Annotated in this window: 22 protein-coding genes; 18 read left to right on the forward strand and 4 right to left on the reverse strand. The window is 39.9% G+C overall.

The features are described 5' to 3' along the window. Positions 1-65: 65 nt before the first annotated feature. Positions 66-2,252 (reverse strand): LTA synthase family protein, encoded by a 2,187-nt coding sequence (locus tag HMPREF2571_RS05225; RefSeq protein ID WP_070847365.1) that lies wholly within the window; start codon positions 2,250-2,252, stop codon positions 66-68. 161 nt (positions 2,253-2,413) lie between these two features. Between HMPREF2571_RS05225 and HMPREF2571_RS05230 the strand changes: the two genes are divergently transcribed. The 12 genes from HMPREF2571_RS05230 (at position 2,414) to HMPREF2571_RS05285 (ending at position 13,965) form a co-directional block, all read left to right on the forward strand. Beyond that, positions 2,414-3,577, forward strand: coding sequence for a class I SAM-dependent rRNA methyltransferase (locus HMPREF2571_RS05230; protein WP_070847368.1), 1,164 nt, complete (start codon positions 2,414-2,416; stop codon positions 3,575-3,577). Further along, on the forward strand, positions 3,574-4,251 hold the full coding sequence (gene aroD / locus HMPREF2571_RS05235; protein ID WP_049528987.1) for a type I 3-dehydroquinate dehydratase: 678 nt from the start codon (positions 3,574-3,576) through the stop codon (positions 4,249-4,251). Before HMPREF2571_RS05230 ends, aroD begins: the two co-directional genes overlap by 4 nt. Further along, positions 4,241-5,098 (forward strand): shikimate dehydrogenase, encoded by an 858-nt coding sequence (locus HMPREF2571_RS05240; protein ID WP_070847370.1) that lies wholly within the window; start codon positions 4,241-4,243, stop codon positions 5,096-5,098. Before aroD ends, HMPREF2571_RS05240 begins: the two co-directional genes overlap by 11 nt. 12 nt (positions 5,099-5,110) lie before the next feature. Beyond that, positions 5,111-6,178, forward strand: coding sequence for a 3-dehydroquinate synthase (gene aroB, locus HMPREF2571_RS05245; protein ID WP_013990891.1), 1,068 nt, complete (start codon positions 5,111-5,113; stop codon positions 6,176-6,178). Then, on the forward strand, positions 6,179-7,345 hold the full coding sequence (aroC, locus tag HMPREF2571_RS05250; RefSeq protein WP_021144474.1) for a chorismate synthase: 1,167 nt from the start codon (positions 6,179-6,181) through the stop codon (positions 7,343-7,345). Positions 7,346-7,374: 29 nt separating this feature from the next. Next, positions 7,375-8,481, forward strand: a complete 1,107-nt coding sequence (locus HMPREF2571_RS05255) for a prephenate dehydrogenase (protein ID WP_070847371.1) — start codon at positions 7,375-7,377, stop codon at positions 8,479-8,481. A 9-nt stretch (positions 8,482-8,490) separates the two neighbouring features. Beyond that, complete coding sequence (locus HMPREF2571_RS05260; RefSeq protein ID WP_070847373.1) at positions 8,491-8,829, forward strand: YlbF/YmcA family competence regulator; 339 nt, start codon at positions 8,491-8,493, stop codon at positions 8,827-8,829. 89 nt (positions 8,830-8,918) lie between these two features. Next, on the forward strand, positions 8,919-9,869 hold the full coding sequence (locus HMPREF2571_RS05265) for an L-lactate dehydrogenase (RefSeq protein WP_070847375.1): 951 nt from the start codon (positions 8,919-8,921) through the stop codon (positions 9,867-9,869). 80 nt (positions 9,870-9,949) lie between these two features. Then, the gene (gene aroA / locus HMPREF2571_RS05270) at positions 9,950-11,233 is read left to right on the forward strand and encodes a 3-phosphoshikimate 1-carboxyvinyltransferase (RefSeq protein WP_003093644.1); all 1,284 of its coding nucleotides are present in this window, start codon (positions 9,950-9,952) and stop codon (positions 11,231-11,233) included. Further along, positions 11,226-11,717, forward strand: coding sequence for a shikimate kinase (locus HMPREF2571_RS05275; RefSeq protein ID WP_048790544.1), 492 nt, complete (start codon positions 11,226-11,228; stop codon positions 11,715-11,717). Before aroA ends, HMPREF2571_RS05275 begins: the two co-directional genes overlap by 8 nt. Further along, complete coding sequence (gene pheA / locus HMPREF2571_RS05280; RefSeq protein ID WP_070847378.1) at positions 11,708-12,532, forward strand: prephenate dehydratase; 825 nt, start codon at positions 11,708-11,710, stop codon at positions 12,530-12,532. Before HMPREF2571_RS05275 ends, pheA begins: the two co-directional genes overlap by 10 nt. Positions 12,533-12,543: 11 nt before the next feature. After that, on the forward strand, positions 12,544-13,965 hold the full coding sequence (locus HMPREF2571_RS05285; protein ID WP_022496019.1) for an LCP family protein: 1,422 nt from the start codon (positions 12,544-12,546) through the stop codon (positions 13,963-13,965). A 42-nt stretch (positions 13,966-14,007) separates the two neighbouring features. Here HMPREF2571_RS05285 and HMPREF2571_RS05290 read toward each other — a convergent pair whose 3' ends face one another. From HMPREF2571_RS05290 to HMPREF2571_RS05300, 3 genes are read right to left on the reverse strand one after another with little or no spacing between them, the layout of a single operon-like run. Continuing rightward, positions 14,008-14,919: an SLAC1 family transporter gene (locus tag HMPREF2571_RS05290; protein WP_229036624.1), complete on the reverse strand. Its 912-nt coding sequence runs from the start codon at positions 14,917-14,919 to the stop codon at positions 14,008-14,010. 16 nt (positions 14,920-14,935) lie between these two features. Further along, entirely contained in the window at positions 14,936-16,000 is a 1,065-nt protein-coding gene (locus tag HMPREF2571_RS05295) for an acyl-CoA dehydrogenase family protein (protein ID WP_070847379.1), read from the reverse strand. A gap of 39 nt (positions 16,001-16,039) precedes the next feature. Then, positions 16,040-16,588 (reverse strand): carboxymuconolactone decarboxylase family protein, encoded by a 549-nt coding sequence (locus tag HMPREF2571_RS05300; RefSeq protein WP_002885920.1) that lies wholly within the window; start codon positions 16,586-16,588, stop codon positions 16,040-16,042. 213 nt (positions 16,589-16,801) lie between these two features. On the opposite strand from HMPREF2571_RS05300, the gene rlmD reads away from it, so the two are divergent. The 6 genes from rlmD to HMPREF2571_RS10830 form a co-directional block, all read left to right on the forward strand. Beyond that, positions 16,802-18,172 (forward strand): 23S rRNA (uracil(1939)-C(5))-methyltransferase RlmD, encoded by a 1,371-nt coding sequence (rlmD, locus tag HMPREF2571_RS05305; protein ID WP_070847381.1) that lies wholly within the window; start codon positions 16,802-16,804, stop codon positions 18,170-18,172. 362 nt (positions 18,173-18,534) lie between these two features. Further along, positions 18,535-18,699 (forward strand): DNA polymerase I, encoded by a 165-nt coding sequence (locus HMPREF2571_RS05310; protein ID WP_070847383.1) that lies wholly within the window; start codon positions 18,535-18,537, stop codon positions 18,697-18,699. 133 nt (positions 18,700-18,832) lie between these two features. After that, positions 18,833-23,353 (forward strand): protein NO VEIN domain-containing protein, encoded by a 4,521-nt coding sequence (locus HMPREF2571_RS05315; RefSeq protein WP_013990880.1) that lies wholly within the window; start codon positions 18,833-18,835, stop codon positions 23,351-23,353. A gap of 262 nt (positions 23,354-23,615) precedes the next feature. Then, positions 23,616-23,909 (forward strand): hypothetical protein, encoded by a 294-nt coding sequence (locus HMPREF2571_RS05320; protein ID WP_013990879.1) that lies wholly within the window; start codon positions 23,616-23,618, stop codon positions 23,907-23,909. After that, positions 23,902-24,240 carry a type II toxin-antitoxin system RelE/ParE family toxin gene (locus tag HMPREF2571_RS05325; protein WP_013990878.1) on the forward strand — a complete coding sequence of 113 codons (339 nt, stop codon included), beginning with the start codon at positions 23,902-23,904 and terminating at the stop codon, positions 24,238-24,240. Before HMPREF2571_RS05320 ends, HMPREF2571_RS05325 begins: the two co-directional genes overlap by 8 nt. Before the next feature lie 75 nt (positions 24,241-24,315). After that, the coding region (locus tag HMPREF2571_RS10830; RefSeq protein WP_371106572.1) for an alpha/beta fold hydrolase at positions 24,316-24,445 on the forward strand (130 nt) is incomplete at its 3' end.

The raw sequence follows: 24,445 nt of genomic DNA on the forward strand, positions 1-24,445 counted from the left end.
GGAGCGAAACGGACTTAAAGTCACAAAATCTAAAAAGGCAGTCCATATTGGACTGCCTTTAGGGGTTATTGTTGTTCCGTTGAAGAGCTGCTTGGCTCTGATTCACCCGAACTTGAGCTAGAGCTTGATTCGGATTCTACAGGATGTAGCTCCTTGTAAGATGGCGTCTTGAATAGATCAGCTGTTGATTTATTGCCTTTCTGCTTGTAGAGGCTAGTTGATTTATCTTTCAGCTTTTTGTTGATCTGTTTCAGTTGATCCATCTGTTTAGTGTAGGAAATTTTGCTAGAATCAACAGGTTTCAAACCATTTGGCGTATAGAAACGAAGGAGGTCACCTGTTTGAACAGCGTCACTCATTGAAAGTTGAGTGGCTACTGCCTTACGAATGGCTTCGTTATCCTTTTTAGTCGTTTCATCAGGGTTGGTAATTTCTTCCCCTGTTTGAGTATTATAGAGTCGACCAGAATAGCTAGTGTATTGAGGAGTAACATATTGACCTGAGGTTCTAAATGCGACAATTTGCTTGTTATCAGGAGATAGGAGGTCTTGTCCCATCTGGATATAAGAGCTGGTGTCAACACCAAGAATGTGAAGGAGAGTTGGAAGGGCATCGACCTCACCACCAAAGGTGTTAGAGATACCACCACCAGTATAACCTGGAATATGAATCATGTAAGGAACACGTTGAAGCATGGCTTTATCATAGTTTGACCAAGTTTCAGGGTTCTTACCGAGAAGTTCAGCAAGATTGCTGCTTCGTGTATCAGAGATACCATAGTGGTCACCGTACATGACAATAATCGAGTTATCGTAAAGACCGGTTTCCTTAAGGTAATCAAAGAAGTCTTTGATTGCTGAGTCAAGATAGTTAGCTGTTGCAAAATATCCGTTGACTGTTTCGTCTTTTGTTTCAGCGAGTGGGAAACCTTGTTCCTTTTCATCGCCTGAGAGTGAAGTGTATGGGTAGTGGTTAGATACTGTAAGGTATTTAACGTAGAAAGGTTGTTGCATTTGTTCCAGATATTTGATGGAATCTGGGAACATGTACTTGTCATTTAGACCATACTGGAAGGAGTTTTCATCAGTTTTTTCAGTGAAGGCTGATGAGTCAAAGAAGTAGTTATAACCCCATTGTTTATAGGTATTATTACGATTCCAGAAGGATCCAGTGTTTCCGTGGAAAACAGCTGACGTATAGTCGCCTGTTTGAGCTAGGATAGATGGCGCAGCATAGGCTGTATTGGTACCACCATAGTTTACCATGTATGACCCTGTACTTAGTCCAAAGAGAGACGTTTCCATCAAGGTTTCAGCATCAGAAGTTTTCCCTGATTTAACTTGGTGGAAGAAGTTTGAAAAGGCTAGGGTTTCGTTTGAGTGGTAAATGGAATTGATGAATGGTGTAACCTCATATTCTTGACCGTCTACTTTGAGCTTGTAGTCAATAAGGAACTGTTGGAAGCTTTCCAAGTGAATAACGATGACGTTTCTTCCTTTAGCAATTCCGTAATACTTAGGATCAGGTGCCGCGTAGTGCTCCTTAACGTAAGCCTCAACCTTTTTCATATCCTCAGCTGTTGCAGATGAACGAGCCTGTGAGGCCTGATAAGTTAAGTTACCAGAATAGGCTGTGAAGAAGGGAATCCCCATAGCACGAACAATATAGTTATTTGAGAAACCACGTGTCAACAACTCGCCACGGTTAACTTCCGCTAAGAAGAGGTTAACTGAGAGAAGGAGTGTCGACAGTGCAGTGACGGCAAAACTAGCTCGTTTGTTAAATGGCTTGCTGTCCATCTTAAGCTTCTTCCTGAAACCAGCATAGATGAAGAAAGGTACATCAATCAGGTAGAAGAGATAGCTTGGCTCAAGAAGGTTCTTGGCGGAGTCTCCTAGTCCTGCTGCCGAACTAGAACTTGCTAGGATGGTATTTACAGTGATGAAGTCTGTAAACTCTCCAAAGTAAATCACATTAGCAATAAGTAAGAGGTTAAGGATGACATAGATAGCAATGGTAATGCTATAAAAGAAACGTCGTTTCTTAAAGTATAGTCCTAAACCTAGAAGCATTAATCCTAGTGGAATAGGGTTAATCAGCGAAAGCATAACCTGATATCTGCTTTCCAACTCAAGATTAATGTTGACGTAATAAGCGAATATGGTTTTTAGCCAGTAAAAGAAGAGTAACAAGAGGATAAATCCAAGTCTTGATGAAACTCCTTTCCAAAAGGCTTCATTAATTTTTTTCAAAGTAATACTTCCTTTGATTCTATATTATCTTAATCATTATACCAAATAAGATAATGACTCTCAAAAATTTACTGCCATTGAGTGTGATATTCCTTGACATATAATTGATAAAATCTAGTTACGAAACAGAAATAATAGCATTTTTTTGGTATAATAGTAACATGAGTATATTGACGGTAAGTCCCTTTGCGGAGAAAAAAATCAAACAAGGAAAACAGCTTCTTTTAGCGGAAGATTTTCCAAATATCACTGAAAATGATCAGTTGGTTTACCTTTATAGCCAGTCCAAAGATTTTTTAGGAACGGGCTATTTGTCAAGTCAAAATAAGGGGATAGGATGGTTTCTGTCCCCTAAAAAACAAAAATTGACAGTGACTTATTTTCAAGGACTTTTTGAAAAGGCTAGGGCCAAACGTCAATCCTATTATGATAATGAGTTGACGACAGCTTTTCGTCTTTTCAACCAAGATGGTGATGATTTTGGTGGACTCACAATTGACTTATATGGGGATTATGCCCTCTTTTCATGGTACAATGCCTTTGTTTATTCCTTGAAGGATGTTATTGTAGAGGCTTTCCAAACGGTCTTTCCTGAGGTCTTGGGAGGCTATGAGAAAATCCGCTTCAAGGGTCTTGATTTCGAATCAGACCATCTTTTTGGGCAAGAGGCGGCTGATACCTTCACCATTTTAGAAAATGGGGTCACTTATGAAGTTTTCCTCAATGATGGGCTAATGACGGGAATTTTCCTTGATCAGCATGAAGTGCGTGATGGTTTAGTTAATGGCCTAGCTTTGGGTAAATCAGTTCTGAATATGTTCTCCTATACGGCAGCTTTTTCAGTTGCTGCGGCTATGGGTGGAGCGATTGAAACGACATCAGTTGATTTGGCTAAGCGTTCACGTGAATTATCGACGGCTCATTTTGAAGCTAATGGTTTCAGTATGGACAATCATCGCTTGGTCGTGATGGATGTCTTTGATTATTTCAAATATGCAAAGAAAAAAGGCTTATCTTATGACCTTATCGTCATCGATCCGCCAAGCTTTGCCAGAAATAAGAAACGCACTTTCTCAGCAAATAAGGATTACCACAAGTTAATTGCACAGAGTCTTGATATTTTATCAGAGCATGGGACAATCATTGCAAGTACCAATGCTGCTAATATAACCGTGCAACAGTTTAAAAAACAACTGCGTAAGGGTTTGGGAGATGTTACAGCGGACTTCGTTAACCTGCAACAATTACCAGCGGATTTTACCGTCAATCCTAATGATCCAACATCAAATTATTTGAAAGTATACACAATAAGGGTAAATAAATGAAAATTGTAGTTCCGATTATGCCAACTAGTTTAGAGGAGGCACAAGAGCTTGAACTGTCTCGTTTTGAGGGGGCAGACATTATAGAATGGCGTGCAGATTTTTTAGATAAGGATAGTATCTTAACGGTTGCTCCAGCTATTTTCGAGAAATTCGCAGGCTTTGAGATTGTCTTTACCATCCGTACGACGCGTGAGGGTGGCAAGCTTGAGTTAACGGATGCGGAATACATCGCACTAATTAAGGATGTAGCTGCTATCTATTCGCCAGATTATATTGATTTTGAGTATTTCACACGTAAGGCTGTCTTTGACCAAATGCTCGAATTTTCAAACTTGGTTTTGTCCTATCATAACTTTGAGGAGACCCCTGAAAACCTTATGGAGCTTTTGTCTGAGATGACAAACTTAACGCCGAGAGTGGTTAAGGTGGCGGTTATGCCTAAGCATGAGCAGGATGTTCTTGACCTTATGAACTTCACACGTGGTTTCAAGGCCTATAATCCTGAACAAGAGTTTGTAACTATGTCAATGGGTAAACTAGGTCGTTTGTCACGTTTTGCGGGAGATTTGGTGGGGTCATCATGGACCTTTGCTAGTCTTGATAATGCTAGTGCTCCGGGACAAGTTGGTCTTGCAGATATGCGTAGAATCAGGGAGGTTTTGGATGCAGATTGATGGACACACACGCCTAGCGGCTGTTGTTGCCAATCCTATCAAGCATTCTATTTCACCATTCATTCATAATTCGGCCTTCGAAAAGACACAAGTTAATGGTGTTTATGTGGCCTGGGAGATTCCAGAGTCAGACCTAGCCGAGACAGTTGAAAATATTAGACGTTACAACATGTTCGGTATCAACTTGTCGATGCCATATAAGGAAGCAGTCATTCCTTTTTTGGATGAAATTAGTCCTGCAGCTCAACTGATTGGTGCCGTCAATACAGTTGTTAATCGTGATGGTCATTTGATTGGTCATAATACGGACGGTTTTGGCTTCTTTGCTAGTCTAAAGGACTTTAGCCCTAGAGACGCTCATCTGATGATTTTGGGTGCTGGTGGTGCCGCTAAAGCTATTGTGACGCAGGCAGTTCTTGATGGTGCAAAAAAAGTCAGTGTCTACGTTCGCCCTCAGTCATTGGATAAGGCAAAAGAAAGTTTTAAGTCCTTACTTGAACAGGCAACTTGCCACTTGGAGTTTCATGCTTTAAATGATCTTGAGTATTTTCAAGAGGAACTAGGCCAGGCTGATTTATTGGTGAATGCGACGAGTGTTGGGATGGATGGCGAATCCTTGCCCATTCCTACAGACACAAAATTTCCTAAGGGACTCTTGGTTGCTGATATCATTTATCAGCCTTTTGAAACACCTTTCTTGGCCTTGGCTAGAAAACAGGGAATCGAGGCTGTGAATGGACTTGGCATGTTGCTTCATCAAGCGGCAGGTGCCTTTAAAATGTGGACCGGCAAGGACATGCCAACAGACGCCATTTGGCAGGAATTAGAAAATATTTACAATAGCTAGGAGGGGACGACTATGAAACTAGAGGTAAATTTAACACATAACCCTTATGACATTATTATTGAAAAAGGAGCCCTTAAGACCGTAGGTCAATGGGTGAAGTCACTTTGGGAACCACAAAAGATTGCACTTATCACGGACAATCATGTGGGAGCTCTATATGCAGAAAAAGTTAAGCTTAGCTTGGAGCACGAAGGTTTTGAGGTAGTCGTTTTTGATTTCCTAGAAGGTGAAGCAAGTAAGAATCTTAAAACTGTTAATAAGGCTTATGAGTTTTTGATTAAGAATGGCATGACTCGTAGTGATGGTATCCTTGCTCTTGGTGGTGGCGTTGTTGGTGATTTGGCAGGTTTTGTCGCTTCGACCTATATGCGTGGCATTCACTTCGTTCAGGTTCCAACTAGTCTAACTGCCCAAGTGGATTCATCTATTGGTGGTAAGACAGGTGTGAACACACCATTTGCTAAAAATATCGTGGGAACTTTTGCTCAGCCTGATGGGGTTTTGATTGATCCTAATGTTCTTGAGACACTTGGTAAACGCGAATTGATTGAAGGTATGGGTGAGGTTGTCAAATACGGTTTGATTGATGACCCTGAGCTTTGGCACTTGCTTGAAAGCATTGATGGTTCAGTTCACAGTATCCTAGAAAACTCAGAAACTATCATTTATCGTTCATGTAATGTTAAGCGTAAAATTGTGGTTGAAGACGAGTTTGAAGGTGGCGTCCGTATGTATCTAAACTTTGGTCATACGATTGGGCATGCCGTTGAACAAACAGCTGGTTACGGTAAAGTCATGCACGGTGAAGCGGTGGCTATCGGAATGGTTCAGATTTCACGTGTTGCTGAGGAAAAAGGCCTCATGCCTAAGGGAATCACACGTCAAATTGCTGAGATGTGTGTTAAGTTTGGCTTGCCAGTAGACTATGAGCCATGGCGTGTTGAGGAGCTTTATACAGCCCTCACACATGACAAAAAAGCCCGTGGTAATAGCATTAAGACAGTTATCGTTCCTGAGATTGGTAAGGCAGCAATCAATCAAATTCCTTTAGTTGAAATGAAAGAGTACTTGGAGAAATAAATGAGATATTTAACAGCAGGTGAGTCTCACGGCCCACGTTTAACAGCAATTATCGAAGGTGTTCCAGCTGGTCTTCCCTTGACGGCAGAAGATATCAATGGCGATTTGAAACGCCGCCAAGGTGGTTATGGTCGTGGTGGCCGTATGAAAATTGAGTCTGATAAGGTTGAAATCACTTCTGGTGTGCGTCATGGGAAAACAACAGGGGCTCCAATCACCCTTCATGTTATCAATAAGGACCATCAAAAATGGTTGGACATCATGGCTGTGGAAGATATTGAGGACCGTTTGAAAACCAAACGTAAAATCACTCACCCACGTCCAGGACATGCTGACTTAGTTGGTGGAATGAAATACCGTTTCGATGATTTGCGTAATTCTTTGGAACGTTCTAGTGCGCGTGAAACAACCATGCGTGTGGCAGTAGGTGCTGTCGCTAAACGTATCTTGGCTGAGCTTGATATTGAAATTGCTAACCATGTCGTTGTCTTTGGTGGTAAGGAAATTGATGTGCCTGAGAATTTGACAGTAGCTCAAATCAAGGAATTGGCCCAACAATCAGAGATTTCAGTTGTTAACCAAGAACGTGAACAGGAAATTAAAGATTTCATTGACCAAATCAAAAAAGAGGGAGACACAATCGGTGGTGTCGTTGAAACTGTTGTTGGCGGCGTCCCTGTTGGCCTTGGTTCTTATGTCCAATGGGATACCAAACTTGATGCTAAGATTGCTCAAGCAGTGGTGTCCATCAATGCCTTCAAGGGTGTAGAATTTGGTCTTGGTTTCAAGGATGGCTACCTCAAGGGCTCTCAAGTAATGGACGAGATTCTCTGGAATGAAGAGGATGGCTATACGCGTCGCACTAACAACCTTGGTGGTTTTGAAGGTGGTATGACCAACGGGCAACCGATTGTGGTCCGTGGGGTTATGAAACCTATTCCAACCCTATACAAGCCATTGATGTCAGTAGATATCGAAACACATGAACCATACAAGGCAACAGTCGAGCGTTCAGATCCAACGGCCTTGCCTGCAGCGGGTGTCGTTATGGAATCCGTAGTCGCTACAGTCGTAGCCAATGAAATCTTGGACAAATTCTCTTCTGACAACATGGAAGAATTGAAAGAAGCGGTAGCACGTCACCGTGACTATGTGAAAAACTTTTAAGCAGCATCAGACAATAGATGGGAGTAGTAATGAGTAAGAAAACTATTTATATCGCAGGATTGGGCTTGATTGGTGGCTCTTTAGCCTTAGGGATTAAAAGGGACCACCCTGATTATGAGATTCTTGGATATAATCGCTCTGACTATTCTCGAAATATTGCACTTGAGCGTGGGATTGTTGACCGTGCAACAAGTGATTTCAAAGAATTTGCTCCCCTTGCGGATGTTATTGTCCTTGCAGTGCCAATTAAGCAAACGGTGGCCTACTTGAAGGAGTTGGCTGACCTGGATCTCAAAGATAATGTCATCATCACGGACGCAGGGTCTACTAAGTTGGATATCGTTGAGGCAGCTGAACGTTACCTAACAGGTAAAAATGTTCAGTTTGTAGGTTCTCACCCTATGGCTGGTTCCCATAAATCAGGGGCTATTGCAGCTGACGTGACACTTTTCGAAAATGCCTATTATATTTTCACACCGACGAGTCTAACAAGAGAGACAACTATCCCTGAACTTAAGGACATCTTGTCAGGGCTTAAATCACGTTATGTGGAGATTGATGCGGCTGAACATGATCGTGTAACCAGTCAAATCAGTCATTTTCCACACCTTTTAGCTTCTGGACTTATGGAGCAGGCAGCTGATTATGCGCAGGCTCACGAGATGACCAATCACTTTGCGGCTGGGGGCTTCCGAGATATGACCCGTATTGCAGAAAGTGAACCTGGCATGTGGGCTTCCATTCTCATGACCAATGGGCCAGCTGTTTTGGATCGTATTGAAGATTTCAAAAAACGTTTGGACCATGTGGCTGACTTGATTAAGGCTGAAGATGAGAATGCCATTTGGGAGTTCTTTGACAACGGTCGTAAGAAACGTAAAGAGATGGAGATCCACAAAAAAGGTGGCGTGGAAAGTGCCTTCGATATTTTCGTGGATGTGCCTGACCGAGAAGACGTTATCCTTAACATTATGGAATTGCTGCGAGGAACGTCTTTGGTTAACCTTCGTATTAATGAGGAAAATCGTGAGGATATTCACGGTATCCTCCAAATTACTTTTAAAAATGAAAAAGATCGCACACATGCTAAGACTGTTATTGAAGCCAATACGGATTATCATGTGGTGATCGCCTAGGAGAATAAAATGACAAATATTTATGATTTAGCAAATGAGTTGGAACGTGGCATTCGTGCCCTTCCTGAGTACAAAACTTTGGTAGAGAAAAAAGAAGCGATTGCAGCTGATGCTGAAGCTAGCGCTCTTTTCAAAGAGTTTACTGATTTCCAAGAGGATTTCTATGCTAAAATGCAAGCTGGTACAATGCCAACAGCAGAAGAACAAGCTGCTGTTCAAGAATTGGGTCAAAAGGTAGAAGCTAATGCCCTTTTGAAAGAATACTTGACTGCACAACAAGGTTTGTCTGTTTATTTGAACGATATTGAACGTATCATCTTCAAACCTTTGCAAGAATTGAATAGTTAATCAAAGAGGGTGTGTCAATTGACAGGCCCTTTTCTGCATTCAAAAGAGATTGTCTAAGGAAGAAGCTAGAAATATTAAGGAGGAAAATGATGAGTCGTAAGATTGGAATTATTGGTATGGGAAATGTTGGAGCTGCAGTAGCTCATGGAGCAATTGCTCAAGGCTTGGCTGATAGCTATGTCTTTATAGATATCAATGAGAAGAAGGCCGAGGCAGATGCCCAGGATTTTAAGGATGCCATGGCAAATCTGCCTAGCTATGCAAGCATTGTTGTCAATGATTATGCGGCACTTGAAGATGCTGATGTGATTATTTCATCTCTTGGAAACATTCAGTTACAGCATAATGCTGGTGAGGATCGCTTTGCTGAATTTCCATTTACTCGAGAAGCCGTTTATCAGGTTTCTCAGGCACTTAAAAAATTGAATTTTAAAGGCATACTCTTGGTTATCTCGAATCCTGTAGATGCTGTATCGGCCCTCTATCAGGAATTCACAGGCTGGCCAAGAGAACGTGTGATTGGGACAGGGACTCTACTCGATACGGCGAGAATGAAGGCAGCGGTAGGAGATGATTTGTCAGTAAATCCTAAATCAGTATCTGGCTACAATCTTGGCGAACATGGGAATTCCCAATTTACAGCTTGGAGTCAAGTCAAGGTTAAAGGGCAAGACATTACAGAATTGACCAGTGAAGAAGAGCGACAAAATTTGTTTATGGCATCCATGAAGGGTGGCCACAAAGTCTTTTATGGTAAGGGCTATACGTCTTACGGCATTGCCAGTGCGGCTCTTCGTTTGGTGTCTATTATCCTTTCGGATGCTCAAGAAGAAGTGGCAGTATCAAGCTATCAAGAAGCCTATCAAACCTATCTTGGCTATCCAGTCATCCTAGGGCGTCATGGGGTGGCTGCTCCCGTTCGCTTGTCTTTGTCGGCTGAGGAAAAAAATCTTTTGCAGGAGTCTGCTAACTTGATTCGGAACCGTGTTCAAGAGGCGGTTGCCTTCTTGAAAGAAAAGTATGGCAATACAAGCGAGTGAATATTTTGACAATTCAGTCTATGGTTAGGCTTTCAAATATGGTATAATGGGAATAACTATAAAATTTTTAGGAGTAACCTATGAAACTAGAAACCAAGGCTCAAGGTCTTCATGGCAGCTTGCGCATCCCTGGTGACAAGTCAATCAGTCACCGTTCTATCATGTTCGGAAGTCTTGCCAAAGGTGTGACAACTGTTCGTGATATTTTACGAGGTGAGGATGTCCTCTCAACTATGCAGGTCTTCCGTGATTTGGGTGTGACTATCGAGGATGATGGTGATGTGGTACGCATTCACGGTGTTGGTTTTGATGGTCTCAAGGCTCCTCAAAACAAGTTGGACATGGGTAACTCTGGGACATCTATTCGCTTGATTTCAGGTGTGCTTGCAGGTCAAGATTTCGATGTAGAGATGTTTGGAGATGATTCCCTTTCAAAACGTCCTATGGACCGTGTGACCATTCCCTTGCGTCAGATGGGTGTAGAGGTTTCTGGTCAAACAGACCGTGATTTGCCACCATTGAAAATGCACGGTAGCAAGTCCCTTAAACCTATTCATTACCAATTGCCTGTGGCCTCTGCTCAGGTAAAATCTGCTCTTATTTTTGCAGCGCTTCAAGCTGATGGCGAATCTGTCATCATTGAAAAGGAAAAAACACGTAATCATACGGAAGATATGATTCAGCAGTTTGGTGGTCAGCTTCAAGTAGATGGCAAGGAAATTCGTATTTCTGGTGGCCAAAGCTTTACTGCTCAAGAAGTCGTGGTTCCAGGGGATATTTCTTCAGCGGCCTTTTGGTTGGTAGCGGGACTCGTGGTGCCTAACTCTAAGATTGTCTTGGAAAATGTCGGCATCAATGAGACGCGTACTGGTATTATTGATGTGATCAAAGATATGGGCGGTAAGATTACCCTTTCAGATATTGACCAAGTTGCTAAATCTGCGACTATTACGGTTGAAACTTCAGAACTTAAAGGAACTGAAATTGGTGGCGATATCATTCCACGTTTGATTGATGAACTTCCGATTATCACACTCTTGGCGACACAAGCCCAAGGTAAGACTGTGATTCGTGATGCTGAGGAACTCAAGGTAAAAGAAACAGACCGTATTCAGGTGGTGGCAGATGCCTTGAATGCTATGGGTGCTGATATTGTACCAACTGAGGATGGTATGATTATCACTGGTAAGACCGCTCTTCATGGGGCAGAGGTCAATACCTTTGGTGACCACCGCATTGGTATGATGACAGCTATTGCTGCCCTCTTGGTTCAAGATGGTGAGGTTGACTTGCAACGTGCAGAAGCTATCAATACAAGTTACCCAAGCTTCTTTAGTGACTTGGAAGGATTGCTCAATGGCTAAAGTTTTATTGGGCTTTATGGGAGTTGGTAAGAGTTCCGTCGCCCCATACCTGGATGGTCGTTTCGTGGATATGGATCAGGTCATCGAGGAGAAAATCGGCATGTCCATTGCTGATTTTTTTGCAAAAGAAGGTGAGGCAGCCTTTCGTCAGATTGAGTCTGAGACTTTGGAAGAACTTCTTCAAGAGGGAGATGATGTCATCATCTCTACTGGAGGTGGTGTCGTTGTAACAGAGCGTAATCGTCAGCTCTTGGCCAAGAATCGTAAGCATAACGTTTGGCTCCATGCTTCTTTCGATGTGGTCTATGATCGCATTCAAAAGGATACCAAAAATCAACGCCCAGTCTTTCTCAATCATTCAAAAGAGGATTTTAAGGTTATTTACGACGGTCGAATGGCACTCTATCAAGATTTAGCAGATTTGGTTGTCACAGTTGATAACCGAACGCCAGAAGAAGTAGCAAGGTTTATCAAATGTATGTAGGTTATTTGGGCCCAAGTGGGTCGTTTACACATAATGCAGCCTTAAAGGCTTTTCCTGAGGCAGAATTGGTTTCATTAGGCACCATTACTGAGGTTATCAAGTCTTATGAAGAGGGACGTGTGGATTACGCGGTCATTCCGGTGGAAAATTCCATTGAGGGCTCTGTTCATGAGAGTTTAGACTATCTCTTCCATCAGGCCGATATTCGTGCTGTGGCAGAGATTGTTCAGCCCATCAAGCAGCAGTTGATGGCGACTAAACATCATGAGAAAATTGAGAAAATCTTCTCACACCCACAGGCCATTGCCCAAGGGAAAAAGTATATTAAACAGCATTTTCCACATGCCAAGATTGAGACAACAGCAAGTACAGCCTTTGCGGCTCGTTTTGTCGCTGATAATCCAGATCAGACTTATGCAGCAATCGCTCCTCATGCAGCTGCTAAGGAATACGGTCTTCAAATATTGGCTAAGGATATCCAGGAGATTGAAAAGAATTATACCCGATTTTGGGTGCTGGGGAACACTGTGCCTGAGATTCTGCTCAATCAGATTGATTGTAAATTAACGCTGGCCTTGACCCTGCCTGACAATATGCCAGGGGCACTTTACAAGGCCCTATCGACCTTTGCCTGGCGAGGCATTGACTTGACCAAGATTGAAAGCCGTCCTTTGAAGACGGTACTTGGCGAGTATTTCTTCATTATTGATTGTGATTATACAAAGGAAAAGTTGGCTCAGTTCGCTCTTGAAGAGCTAACTGCAGTTGGAATTGGATATAAAATCTTGGGTGCTTACCAAGTCTATGAAATTTAAAGGGAAATCTTATGACCAAATCTAACAATGGGCCGTTTACACATCATGAACGGTTACGTTACAGCTATCTTTTAAAAAATCTTGCTCACCTGAATGGACAGCAGGCTTCAGAATTCAATTATCTCCAAGGAAAGTTAGATGCCTATGAAGCTGAGCGGAGATATCAAGCGCAAAGAGAGGACTATCAAGCAGCATGGCGTCAGCCTTATGACAATCGTTATGACTACTATCAAGAGCGTGATTATGAGGCTGCCAATCAGCTGACAGAGGAAGGGCTTCCCATCTATCGAGAGGAAGTTGCTCAAAGTCAACCTAAACGTAAAAAGGTTCAAAGACAAGCGTCCCCTTCAGCAACGTCGGCTCCAAGGTCCAAGTCGCAAGTAGCCAAGAAGAAGCGACCAAAGAAAAAGAGAAGGCTCAAGAAGGTTGTTAAGCTAGTACTTAGTTGCTTGAGTCTTGGAGTTGTGTTCCTAGTGATAGCCATGGCTTATCAATTTTACAAGGGAACAGACCTTTCTGCCGCGGGTAATAATGGTAAATCCTACCAGCCTGCCATAGTTGAGACCTTTAATGGTAAGGATACCAAGGATGGGGTCAATATCCTTATTCTAGGTTCTGACCAGCGCGTTAGCCAAGAATCTACCGATGCCAGAACAGACTCCATTATGGTAGTCAATGTGGGCAATAAAGAAGGTAAGGTTAAGATGGTTAGCTTTATGCGAGACACCTTAGTCAATATCAAGGGGGCTTCAGAAACCGACTATTCTCAGGACTTGAAACTCAATACGGCTTTCAATATTGGTGAGCAAAATAATCATCAAGGGGCAGAGCTCATGCGTGAGACGCTCAAACGCAACTTTGATATTGATATCAAGTACTATGCCATGGTTGACTTTGAAACCTTTGCGACAGGGGTTGATACCCTCTTCCCAAATGGTGTAGAAATCAATGCGAAGTTTGCGACCATCGATGGTAAAAAAGTATCTTCGGTTCAAGTTCCAGATGATTTGAAGATGGACAAGAACGGTCACGTGCCAAATCAAACCATTAAAGTTGGTAAGCAAGATATGGATGGCCGCACCCTTCTGAATTATGCCCGTTTCCGTAAGGATGATGAGGGAGATTATGGCCGTACCAAGCGCCAGCAACAAGTGATGCAGGCTGTCATGAAACAGCTTAAGAATCCACTTAGCCTCTTCAAAGGGCCTGAGGCTTTGGGGAAGGTTTACTCTCTAACCTCAACCAATATGAGTATGACAGACATGTTGGACTTGGGTCTTTCAAATGCCGGTAGTTTCAAAAAAGGGATTAATTCGCAAACCATTCCTTCGGATGGTGATTGGATTGATAGCTATGATTTGTATGGCGGTCAAGGGATTGAAATTGATTTTGACACTTATCAGGCAAAATTAAAAGAACTAGGATTTAGATAAGAAAAGAAGCAGGTTCACACTGAACCTGCTTCTTTTTTGGTGTTAAGAGTTTGTATAAGCGCCATGTATAAGAAGTTTTAGAAAATGATAGAGCAAATAGGTCATGATAACAAGAATAATGACGAACTCTACCTTATAAATCAATTGGGTAGCTGGATTGACTAAACCCAGACTGGTGGTAGCTGCTTTAAAAGCATTGGTACTATTGACTAATGGGAAACTAAAGGCAGCAAAAAGTGGTATAAAGCCTTTTCTAACCAGTTTTACAAAGAGATTAAGAGCATAGAAAAAGAATGCTTGTGAGAATAAAAGTAGGGCAAGTAAAATGATAGTTGCAGGTCTTTGATTACTCTTGATTGAGCTGGTAATGAGAAGGGCCAGAGGTGCTGCTAAAATGGCAAGTATAGGCCGATATAGGTGAGGTATGGCTATCTGTCTCATTCTCCATAAAACAAGTGGAAAGAGGGCTAGAGTCGCAAATCCCGTTACTCCCAGAATAAGTCCCTTGATGCTAGTTGGAACACTAGCCGGTACTGTCACAAGACTGATAGCAGGGCCAACATAGACCACGAACCAGCTTGGATAGACTTGATTCAAAGAAAATGGGCGTAAAAAACGCAGACTGAAAAAAATAATATAGGCAATATAAAGTCCAAGGAGTCCAAGCCAAGTCACACTCAATCCTGTTTGAGCTAGTGGGAGGCGGCTGACAAATAGAAAGGCAGCCATAAAGAAACTAGCAAAGGCCGAAGCAACGACTGGGTTTCGCAAATCTTCTCTTATTTGTTCAAATCCAAGAATCAAGCGTCCCAGTATAAGTATAAAACCTATACTGGCTAAACACCAAATACCCTGAGCAATCAGGGTATAGTGGCTTATTTGATTGGATAAACTAAAGAGGGCAAGAACTAGACTAGATAGGGCCAAGGGAATTTTCTTAAAAAATACCATCATTGGTCCACCGGCCTTTCTAGCTAGCTGCAAGAACGTGACGAAGCTGCACCGCACTCGGAGATACAATTGGAAGGAAGACGCCTTCATTCCAACGACGGATAAAGCTTGACTCTGATTCTTTCAAATAGCCACGACCACCACTAGCCTGAAGTTCGAGGAGTAGGCTGTTGGCTACGACATCGACAATATCGATACGCAATTGGAAAAGTTCACGTGGTTTGTCAATGAAATAATCGGCATCATTAAGACCGGCAAAGAGTTGGTCTTGGATAGCAAGAAGATTTCCACGTGTAGCTTCAAATTCTTCACGAAGAACGCTACGGTTACTGTTTAGACTAGCTTCAACCTCATCAAGAGAACGTTTGGCCAAACCAAAGGCGAGACCAAATTGGAAACCAAGGAAGTTCGGACGTGTTTTGGCAATATAGTCCGTACCTTCTTTTGAAAGGATCCAATTAGGATCTAACTTAACGTGATCGAAAGTAAGAGAGGCAGTGTTAGCACCTTGAAGGGAAACGAATTCCAAATCTTCAGAACGGCTGAGTCCCTCAGCTTCAGATGGAATAGTGATAATCCAAGGTTGGCTACCGTCTTTAAAGTCAGCAGCAAAGAGAGCAGCGAATTTATCAGAACGTAGGTTAGTCACCCAAGGCAAACGACCATCAAGATAGTAGTCATCACCTTCTTGACTGATGGTAACATTCAATTCTTCAATATCTGACAAGAATTTGACCGCATTTGACAAGCCAGTTCCACCAGCACGCTCACCGGTATACAATTCTTTCAACCATGTTTCACGAGGATAAGCATTGTCGCTAGCTAGGATATACTCGATGAAAGTACGGTGTCCCCAAGAAATAAAGGAAGCTGTCAAAGAGTGTTGTGCCAATTCATCAAGCACATCAACAACTTGAGTAGGACCACCACCTAGGCCATCAAACTCAGCAGGTACGCCGATTTTAAAGACGTCGTTTTCAGCAATTTTTTCAAGAAGTTGGTCCGCAATGGGTCCAGACTCTTGGTCAATATGGTCAGCGTTGGTGTCCAACCAAGTAAGGAATTCTTTTGAAAAATGTGACATAGGCTTAGGTCCTCCTCTAGTTTATCCTTTGGTTTTGAATTAAGCGAATTCTTGAAGTTCAGGGTTAATCGGTGTTTGTGCGAGATTGTTAGCGTAGTTACACAAGCTAGCAAGGCTGACACCCAAGATAACGTCAAGGGCATTTTGAGCAGTGTAACCAGCTTCCAAGAAGTCATTGTAGGCTTCATCACCAACAGCACCTTTGGTATTGATCACGGCAATAGTGAATTTAGCAAGGGTATCAAGTTTTGGATCGTCTTCGATTGGTGTACGGTTACGAAGGGCTTCCAAGAGTTGTGGTGTCATTTGGATTTGCTTGATTGAAAAGGCTGTGTGACCTGCCACACAGAAGGCACAGCCATTGGTAACAGCAGCTGTAATTTGAACAACCTCACGTTCAGTTGGTGTCAATGAATTGCGACGGTTGATTTCACCGACAGTACGATAAGTTTCAAGCGCAGTTGGCGCATTAGCAAGGAGACCAATCAAGTTTGGAATGTATCCCCCATTGGCATCTTTGACTGTTTGAAGGACATCTTTGACTTCTTCTGGTGCAGTTTCGATTGTATGAATAGTAATATCTGGCATGATTATTCTCCTTTAGATAGAAACGACATCTAGCCAAGTTGCTGAGTCGTTTAATTTTTTGTCATGGACCTATGATAGCACTGTATGACTTTTCTGAAAAATCTATATTATTTATGGCCAGCCATAAATTTAATTTATATGTGCTATAATGGAGGATAGTAAAAGGCTTTTGAAGGTATGTTTAAGCCCCATAAAAGTAAAGAAAGTTGAATTATGTTAAATAAAAACGATATTGTAGAAGTTGAAATTGTCGATTTGACACATGAAGGAGCAGGCGTTGCCAAGGTGGACGGCTTTGTCTTTTTCGTGGATAACGCCCTTCCAGGTGAAGTCATCAAGATGCGCGTGCTTAAGCTCAAGAAAAATATCGGCTTTGGTAAGGTTGAGGATTATGTGACCCTTTCACCAAATCGTAATCAGGACATTGATGCAACCTATCTCCGTTCAGGGATTGCCGATTTTGGGCACATGACTTACGAGGAGCAGCTTAAGTTCAAGCGTAAACAAGTCGTCGATAACCTCTATAAAACAGCCGGTATCTCGGACGTAGAAGTCGCTGAAACACTAGGTATGGAAACACCTTATGCCTACCGTAATAAGGCGCAGGTGCCCGTTCGCCGTGTTAAAGGTCAGCTTGAAACAGGTTTTTATCGTAAAAATTCGCACGACTTGATTCCAATCGAGGATTTCCTCATCCAAGACAAGGAGATTGATAAACTCATTGTCTTTGTCCGTGACCTTCTCCGTCGCTATGACCTCAAACCTTATGATGAGAAGGAGCAGACAGGTTTGATTCGTCATTTGGTAGTTCGTCGTGGTCATTATTCAGGTCAGATGATGTTGGTCTTTGTAACGACAAGACCAAAAGTTTTCCGCATTGATCAAATCATTGCTAAGATTACGGAAGCCTTTCCAAGTGTCGTTTCAATCATTCAAAACATCAACGATAAGAACACCAACGCCATCTTTGGTAAGGAGTTTCGCACCCTTTATGGTCAAGACACCATCACCGATAGGATGTTGGGCAATGACTATGAGATTTCTGCCCAGTCTTTCTATCAGGTTAATACCGAGATGGCTGAAAAACTCTATCAAACAGCCATTGACTTCTCAGATCTAAACAGCGACAGCATTGTAATTGATGCCTATTCAGGAATCGGGACAATCGGTTTGTCATTTGCAAAACAGGTCAAGGAAGTCTACGGCGTTGAAGTCATCGAAACAGCCGTCGAAGATGCCAAGAAAAATGCAGAACGCAACGGCATTACAAATGCCCACTATGTGGCTGACTCAGCTGAAAATACCATGGCCAAGTGGAGCAAGGATGGCATCAAACCAGATATTATCATTGTGGACCCACCACGCAAGGGCTTGACAGAAAGCTTCATCAAAGCCAGCGTCGCCATGCAACCTGAGAAGATTACCTACGTCTCATGTAACCCAGCAACCATGGCGCGTGATATCAAACGCTATCAAGAATTGGGCTATGAATTGAAAAAAGTACAGCCAGTGGATCTTTTTCCGCAAACGCATCATGTTGAGGCGGTATCACTGCTTGTACGAGCTGAGGCTTCAGCGAAGTAGAAGCAGATGATCCACCCATGCGATAGCTGTCGTAGAGTAAGGAGTTTACGACGAAACGATACGGTAACAGCGAACCGCTGAGTGTGTAGCTTTGCTCACTCGTGTGGAACGTTGATATAATAAGCTTTTGAGCAGTTCTGGTTAATACCTGTATTGCTCTTTTTTCGTGTGAAAATGACAATTTCGTGGTTCATCGTAGAGTTGATAGGTTAGATGAAATGACTGAACAATTAAAAGATTTAGGATCTAAAATCATCAGCATGACAATTGGTGGTCAAGGCTATGATGAACTTATAAGCCAAATATAGTAACTAAGAGATGAACGAGATGCGGTTGAAAAGTAAATAGTAGCGGATACCAATTTGAAATTACGGGTCGATGAGATGGAAGCCTTTGAAAAAGAAGACGATATCATCACCGAGTATAGCGAAGTACTGGTTCAAAGATTGATTGAGAAGGTAACCATTTTTGAAAACAACATTGTTATTGATTTCAAAAGTGGGGTGAGTGTGGCTGTAGAAATTTAATTTAAATTTGAATATTTAGAACTAAACGTTAGTGTGGACATCCATATTAACGTTTTTATTGATTGGTTTTCATAAAATGATTAGTGATATAATATATAATATTATGTAAAAAATAGGTTGGAGGCGAAGTTCTGTGAGTAAATGGAATACGATTGATGAATTAAGAGATATTTTTATTCGTAAATATACCGATTCTGAGTTGAGTAATGAACTTGAAAAGGCTTGTAGTGAAGAATATGAATTGATGCGTGATTATAATGGTCGTCAGATTTTAGAACTATTACAGAACGTAGACGATGCCTATGGAGATATAAAATCAGATAATGACGCTAGCAATGACGAAGTGAAAGTTCAGATAACATATAAAAATAATATCTTGGAAGTTGGGAATACAGGCACGTCATTTTCAAAAGATACAATTGAAAGATTATGCTTAGGAAGAGCAAGTAATAAATCATCACAAAATATTGGAAATAAGGGGACTGGTTTTCGTTCCTTGTTAAACGATGCAGAGTGGGTTGAACTGTATTCGGGAGAATTTGCTATTCGATTTAGTGAAGAATTCACTAAAAATCTTTTTGAGCAATTTGTATCAAGAGATTCAGATAAATTCAGTGAATTAATTTTTGAACAGAAGAAAAATTGGAAAAAAGAAGATTATGATTTATGTTTTCCAATAATGAACTGTCCTCAACCAATAAACAAAATAGACTCTGATTTTGATACATTAATACGAGTAAAACTAAAAGAAAGAAATTTAACCAAAGGAACGAGTGTTTCTAAACAACTTCAGCAACCATTTTATAAGTCGCTGTTATTTTTGCCCAATATAACAAAAATTGTTATTGAAACAACTGATGATAAAAAAATATCAGAGAAAATTGTCGATGGAAATTATGTACTGATAGAAAAAAGTGACGTTAACGGTCCATCGTCGTCAGAAGAATATTTTGTTTTTGACAAAGTATCTAGGTTAGGAGATAAAGTTGCTAAAATTGCAATAGCTATTTCAAAAGATTCTCACTACGATTACTCCAAAGAAAAACTATATTGCTACTTTCCAGTACGTAATTTTGATACACCAATTCATGCACTTATAAATGCACCGTTTATAACAAATAATTCACGTGACGATGTTCCGGATGATAGCGAACAAATAAATAAGAGAATATTTACTGAAGTGCTCGAATTTATTTCTGAAGTAGCGGAAAAATTATCTAAGCCTGAATATGAAGACATAGCTTTAAAAATGGTAACTCCTTTTTTGGATAATAAACTATGGGATTCAGATGTCTTTGACTTAAAGAATAAATATTTAGGTTTTTTATCTAATGCCCCAATACTACCAACTGTAAATTTGCAATATATTTCTATCAAGGAGAAACCAAAACTTTTCTTTCAGGAATTCCCTGATGAGCTAATAGGTGAAACATTTTCCACCTTATTGCAATTGTTAGAAACAAACGAAAATGCCAAATTGATACAAGAACTTGCTGATTATAATGGATACACTGAGTTATCATTTGAGACAGAAGAGCTAGCTGAGAAAATTAACTTACTATCGTCTACTTGGGGAAACGGAGTAAGAACAAAGGTGTTTTTGTGGTGGAGTGAGCATTATAAAAATGATCAAATTATTCCTAAACTGTTGAAAGATAATAGTGATAATTGGGTGATGAAATCAGACAGGGTATTCTTACCTACAGATACAGGTATTACTGTGCTTCCAAAAGAATTGTCTTCATGGGTAAGATTATGTATACTGAATCAAACATATGTTGATGAGTTAATTGACCAAATTAAGAAATCATCAAGTTGGCAAAATAAGTGGGAAGAAACAGCTAATGTATATAAAGCTGAACGTACAGGAGATAAACGTATTCTAGATGCATTCAGTGAAAAATATCTTGCAATTGAATTCACTGAGCAAAGCAGTTCAGATTTGATTATAGGGACGATTAATCGCCAAATTGATACTGTTGAAAAATCTATCAGTTTCATTAATTGGTTTTATGATAAATACAATGAAAAACTATTAGCTGGAAGTGAGTTGTCTAAACTCCCATTTAATCTTCCAAACGTTGCTGGTGGCATTCAGCCCTCTAATAAAATCTATCTTGGAAAAGAGTATGGCAATGAACTAGGAGATAAGCTTTTTCAAGGTACAGATTACATGGCATTGAAAAAAATAGATTGCTCTAGTTTTGCTAGGGAAAGTGATTTTCTATCATTTATTCTTAGATGTGGAGTTTCAAAATATCCTAAGATTTATGATAATAATTTTTTGAAAAATGATAATGACTTTAAAACATTTATTGAAAACAAATATAAGAATGAAATAAAATATAAGAATACTAATTATTTAACGTCTAAGGACATCAGGAATTTTAAAGAATTAATAGGCAAATTAGACACAAAAGACATTGTCAATTGGCTTAATCAAGATGAAGAATTGACAGATTTATTATCTTCGGTAAAAAAAGAATCAAGTGCAAGTCAGCAATCAAACTGGAACGGATTTTACTTTTATTCAAATGAGTATGTGAAATACATTTTGAATAAAACACCATGGATTGAAATTGACGGAGAGAAATATAGTCCCAGACAAATTGTGCTATATGAAAAGCTTAAGGCACACGTTCCGGGATTGTATGGAGTTTCTGAACAAAGCTTAATAGAACTCCTAGGGCAACGCATTGTTGAACAGTTGGATTTCAAAAAAAATATGGCGATGTTTTCTGATAATGAGATAAAATCTATATTAGTCGAATTACCAAAATTCGATAAAGGTGAAATTAGTCGTAGATTATATAATGAACTTATCAGAAATAAAAAGGGAATGAGACCTACTTATTCTACCGAAGGATTATCAGTCTTAGCCAAAGATGGATTATTTTATCCAAATAAAGAATTAAGGTATGCTGATAAGCGACTGCCTAAATCAATAGAGAAACAAATGCGTTTTATTTACGTGCCTGAAAAAGCTAGTACTACGACGATATATGAATGGCTTGGGGTTGAACGCTTTAAAACAAATTTAAAATTGGAAGCATTTGATCTATTGGAGGATTATTCTGAGGATTTCAAAAAAGAGATTGATGATATTAAAACCGCGGTATTATCTACGATAGATGACAATAGTAAAAATGTTAGTTCATTAAAACGTATTCAGATTATTCCATGCAGCAAAATAACTGTTAAAGATGAGCAAGATGGTCAGTCAATCGTTTTGGAAGATTATTATTTTGTGGAAAGTGAAGGAACATTCTACTTAAAATTACCTGCTAACCATATTGAAATTAGTCAATTACGTTTAATTGATACATTTTCTTCAGCAATCGTAGACATATTCAAGCAGGTGTTAAATCTAAGCTTAGATTTGAATTTGATTGAATTGTTAATTTCCCGAGATACGGAACATAAACAAAGAAAAATAACTGAAGAATTCGGTGTAGATAGGTGGAATGAATCGTTTGAGCTATTGTTTAGCGAAAATGCTTTAAGTAAAAAAGTTAATGAATTTTTGTTATTAAATGGACTAAACGAAGAGGAATATCCTGGTATTTTTGAAATTGACTATTCATATGCATTAAAAGAAGAAGAGTATCAATTGTTAGCGATAGCACTAGAAAGCATTTCAAAAGATATTGAGGATTTGAATGGATTGTCAGAATTGATTCATTTGGATATTCGTGAATTTTGGAAACTGAAATTAAGATCTTATCTAGATAAGAAAGCGAAACATTACCGCCAGATTTTATATAGCAAGGCAAAAAAGAGAAATGATAAAAAACTCAAAGAAACATTTTTAGAAAAAATTGGAAGATACAATGATTATCAATTTGAGATTTCTGAAATTCCAAATTCAGTTCAAGTTGACATTGAGAAAGAAAGTGAGAAGAGATTTCCAGAGCTAAGTGTGTCAATTACTGATGAGATTGACATTGATGGTTTGTATGATAATAATGTCGAAGAGTTAATCACGGAGGCAGCCATCACAAAAGATGATTTTGATTATTATATTAGAGGTCATCAAAAAGTTTCTTCCTTACTGTATTTTGGTATTCCGTCCAATTTAAGAGAAGATATACTGAAATTCATTACTAAAGAAAGTGATGATGATTTGAATGGAGGAAAATCCGGCTTCTCTATTGGAGAAACATCAACTGTTAAAACCATTCTTGAACCATTAAATAGTGTCAGTAGGAAAGGTAAGAACACACGAAATGGAGAAAGAAGTAAACGAGATTATGATAATAGAAACTCCGTAAATGATGATGCTGGTGAAACAGCAGAACAAATTGCTTACGCTGAATTGACTCAGAATCAAGAACTTGATGTAATTTGGAATTCGAAATATTCTACTAAATCTTCAGACCGTAACAAACAACCGCCAAATGGAATTGTTTGTGATATGTGGGTTCAAGATCCAGAGAACGGGAATATGTACTTTGAGGTAAAATCATCAATTACAGAATTTGAGATGTCGATTAATGAATATAATTCTATGTTAAATCATCCGGAATCTTACGAGGTAGTTTTAGTCAATCGTAATACAAAAGAAATAAGTCGTCATAAATTTGATGAACTTGATGAATTGAAACAGGTAAGTAGCTATCATTTCAAATTTAAGCAAAAGAGAAGTGACCATTGAGTGACTTCTTTCCACAAACCTATTCAATCTTTCAACTCAAAAATAAAGACAAATCGGTATTAACGTAGAAAGGTACAAAGTGTCCCCTTAACGCATGTTGAGACGGTATCACTGCTTGTCAAAGTGTAGAAAAATATGTAGAAGAAAAAGCCTTGGTTTCAAGGCTTTTTGTCGTATATTATGCGTTATTTTTTGTTTAATACTTTTTCTTTTATATGTTACAATGTATATACAAAATGTATTTACAAAAGGAGACGTTTCTATGGCAAAGACACAAGCAGTAAATTTTCGAGCAGATTCGGTATTTTACCAAAAAACGAAAGACATCTTAGCAGATGAAAAAATTACGGTATCAGATGTCCTCAATGCAGCACTTAGAAAAATTGCTAATAGGACAGTTGATGCAAGAGAATTTGTTTCTAGTGATTTGCAAGATACACAGTATCAAGTGGCTTTTGAGGATTTAAAGAAGGAAATTTTAATCGGGCATCAGGAAATTGCGCAAGATAAAGTTACTTCTGTAGCAGATGTGAGAAAGGAATTTGGCCTTGACTAAGTTGAAACGCTATCAGGTTTTTCTTGCGGATCGAGCTAAGCAGGACTTACGAGAAATTCATGACTATATTGTTATGAATTTTTATAGCCAACAATCTGCGGATGGCAAGGTCGATTTGATATTGACTGCTCTTGAAATCTTAGAAATATTTCCTGAAGCATGTCCACTTGTATCTAGTAGAGGTTATGGTGAAATGACGGACGATGGGAAACCCTATCGTTATATGCCAATAGAGAATTATCTCGCATTTTATTATATTGAGAATCATACAGTATTTGTTGCTCGTATTTTAAGTGCAAAACAAGATTGGGTGAAGATTTTTTATAAGTAGAATGAAAAAGGCGAGCGTAGGCGTTCAAAAAAAGAATAGTACTGTCTATATGAGACATTTTGGAGGGTATCAAATATGAAATTTCATGAATTTGGTGATAAAAATTTGCCTCCCGTTTTATTGATACATGGTGGGGGGAGTTCCTGGTGGAGTTACCTTAGGCAAGCTCGTATCCTGTCTCATAAATACCATGTCATTCTACCAA

Origin of the sequence: Streptococcus sp. HMSC068F04, from assembly GCF_001837455.1 — a bacterium.
Classification (GTDB): domain Bacteria; phylum Bacillota; class Bacilli; order Lactobacillales; family Streptococcaceae; genus Streptococcus; species Streptococcus salivarius_D.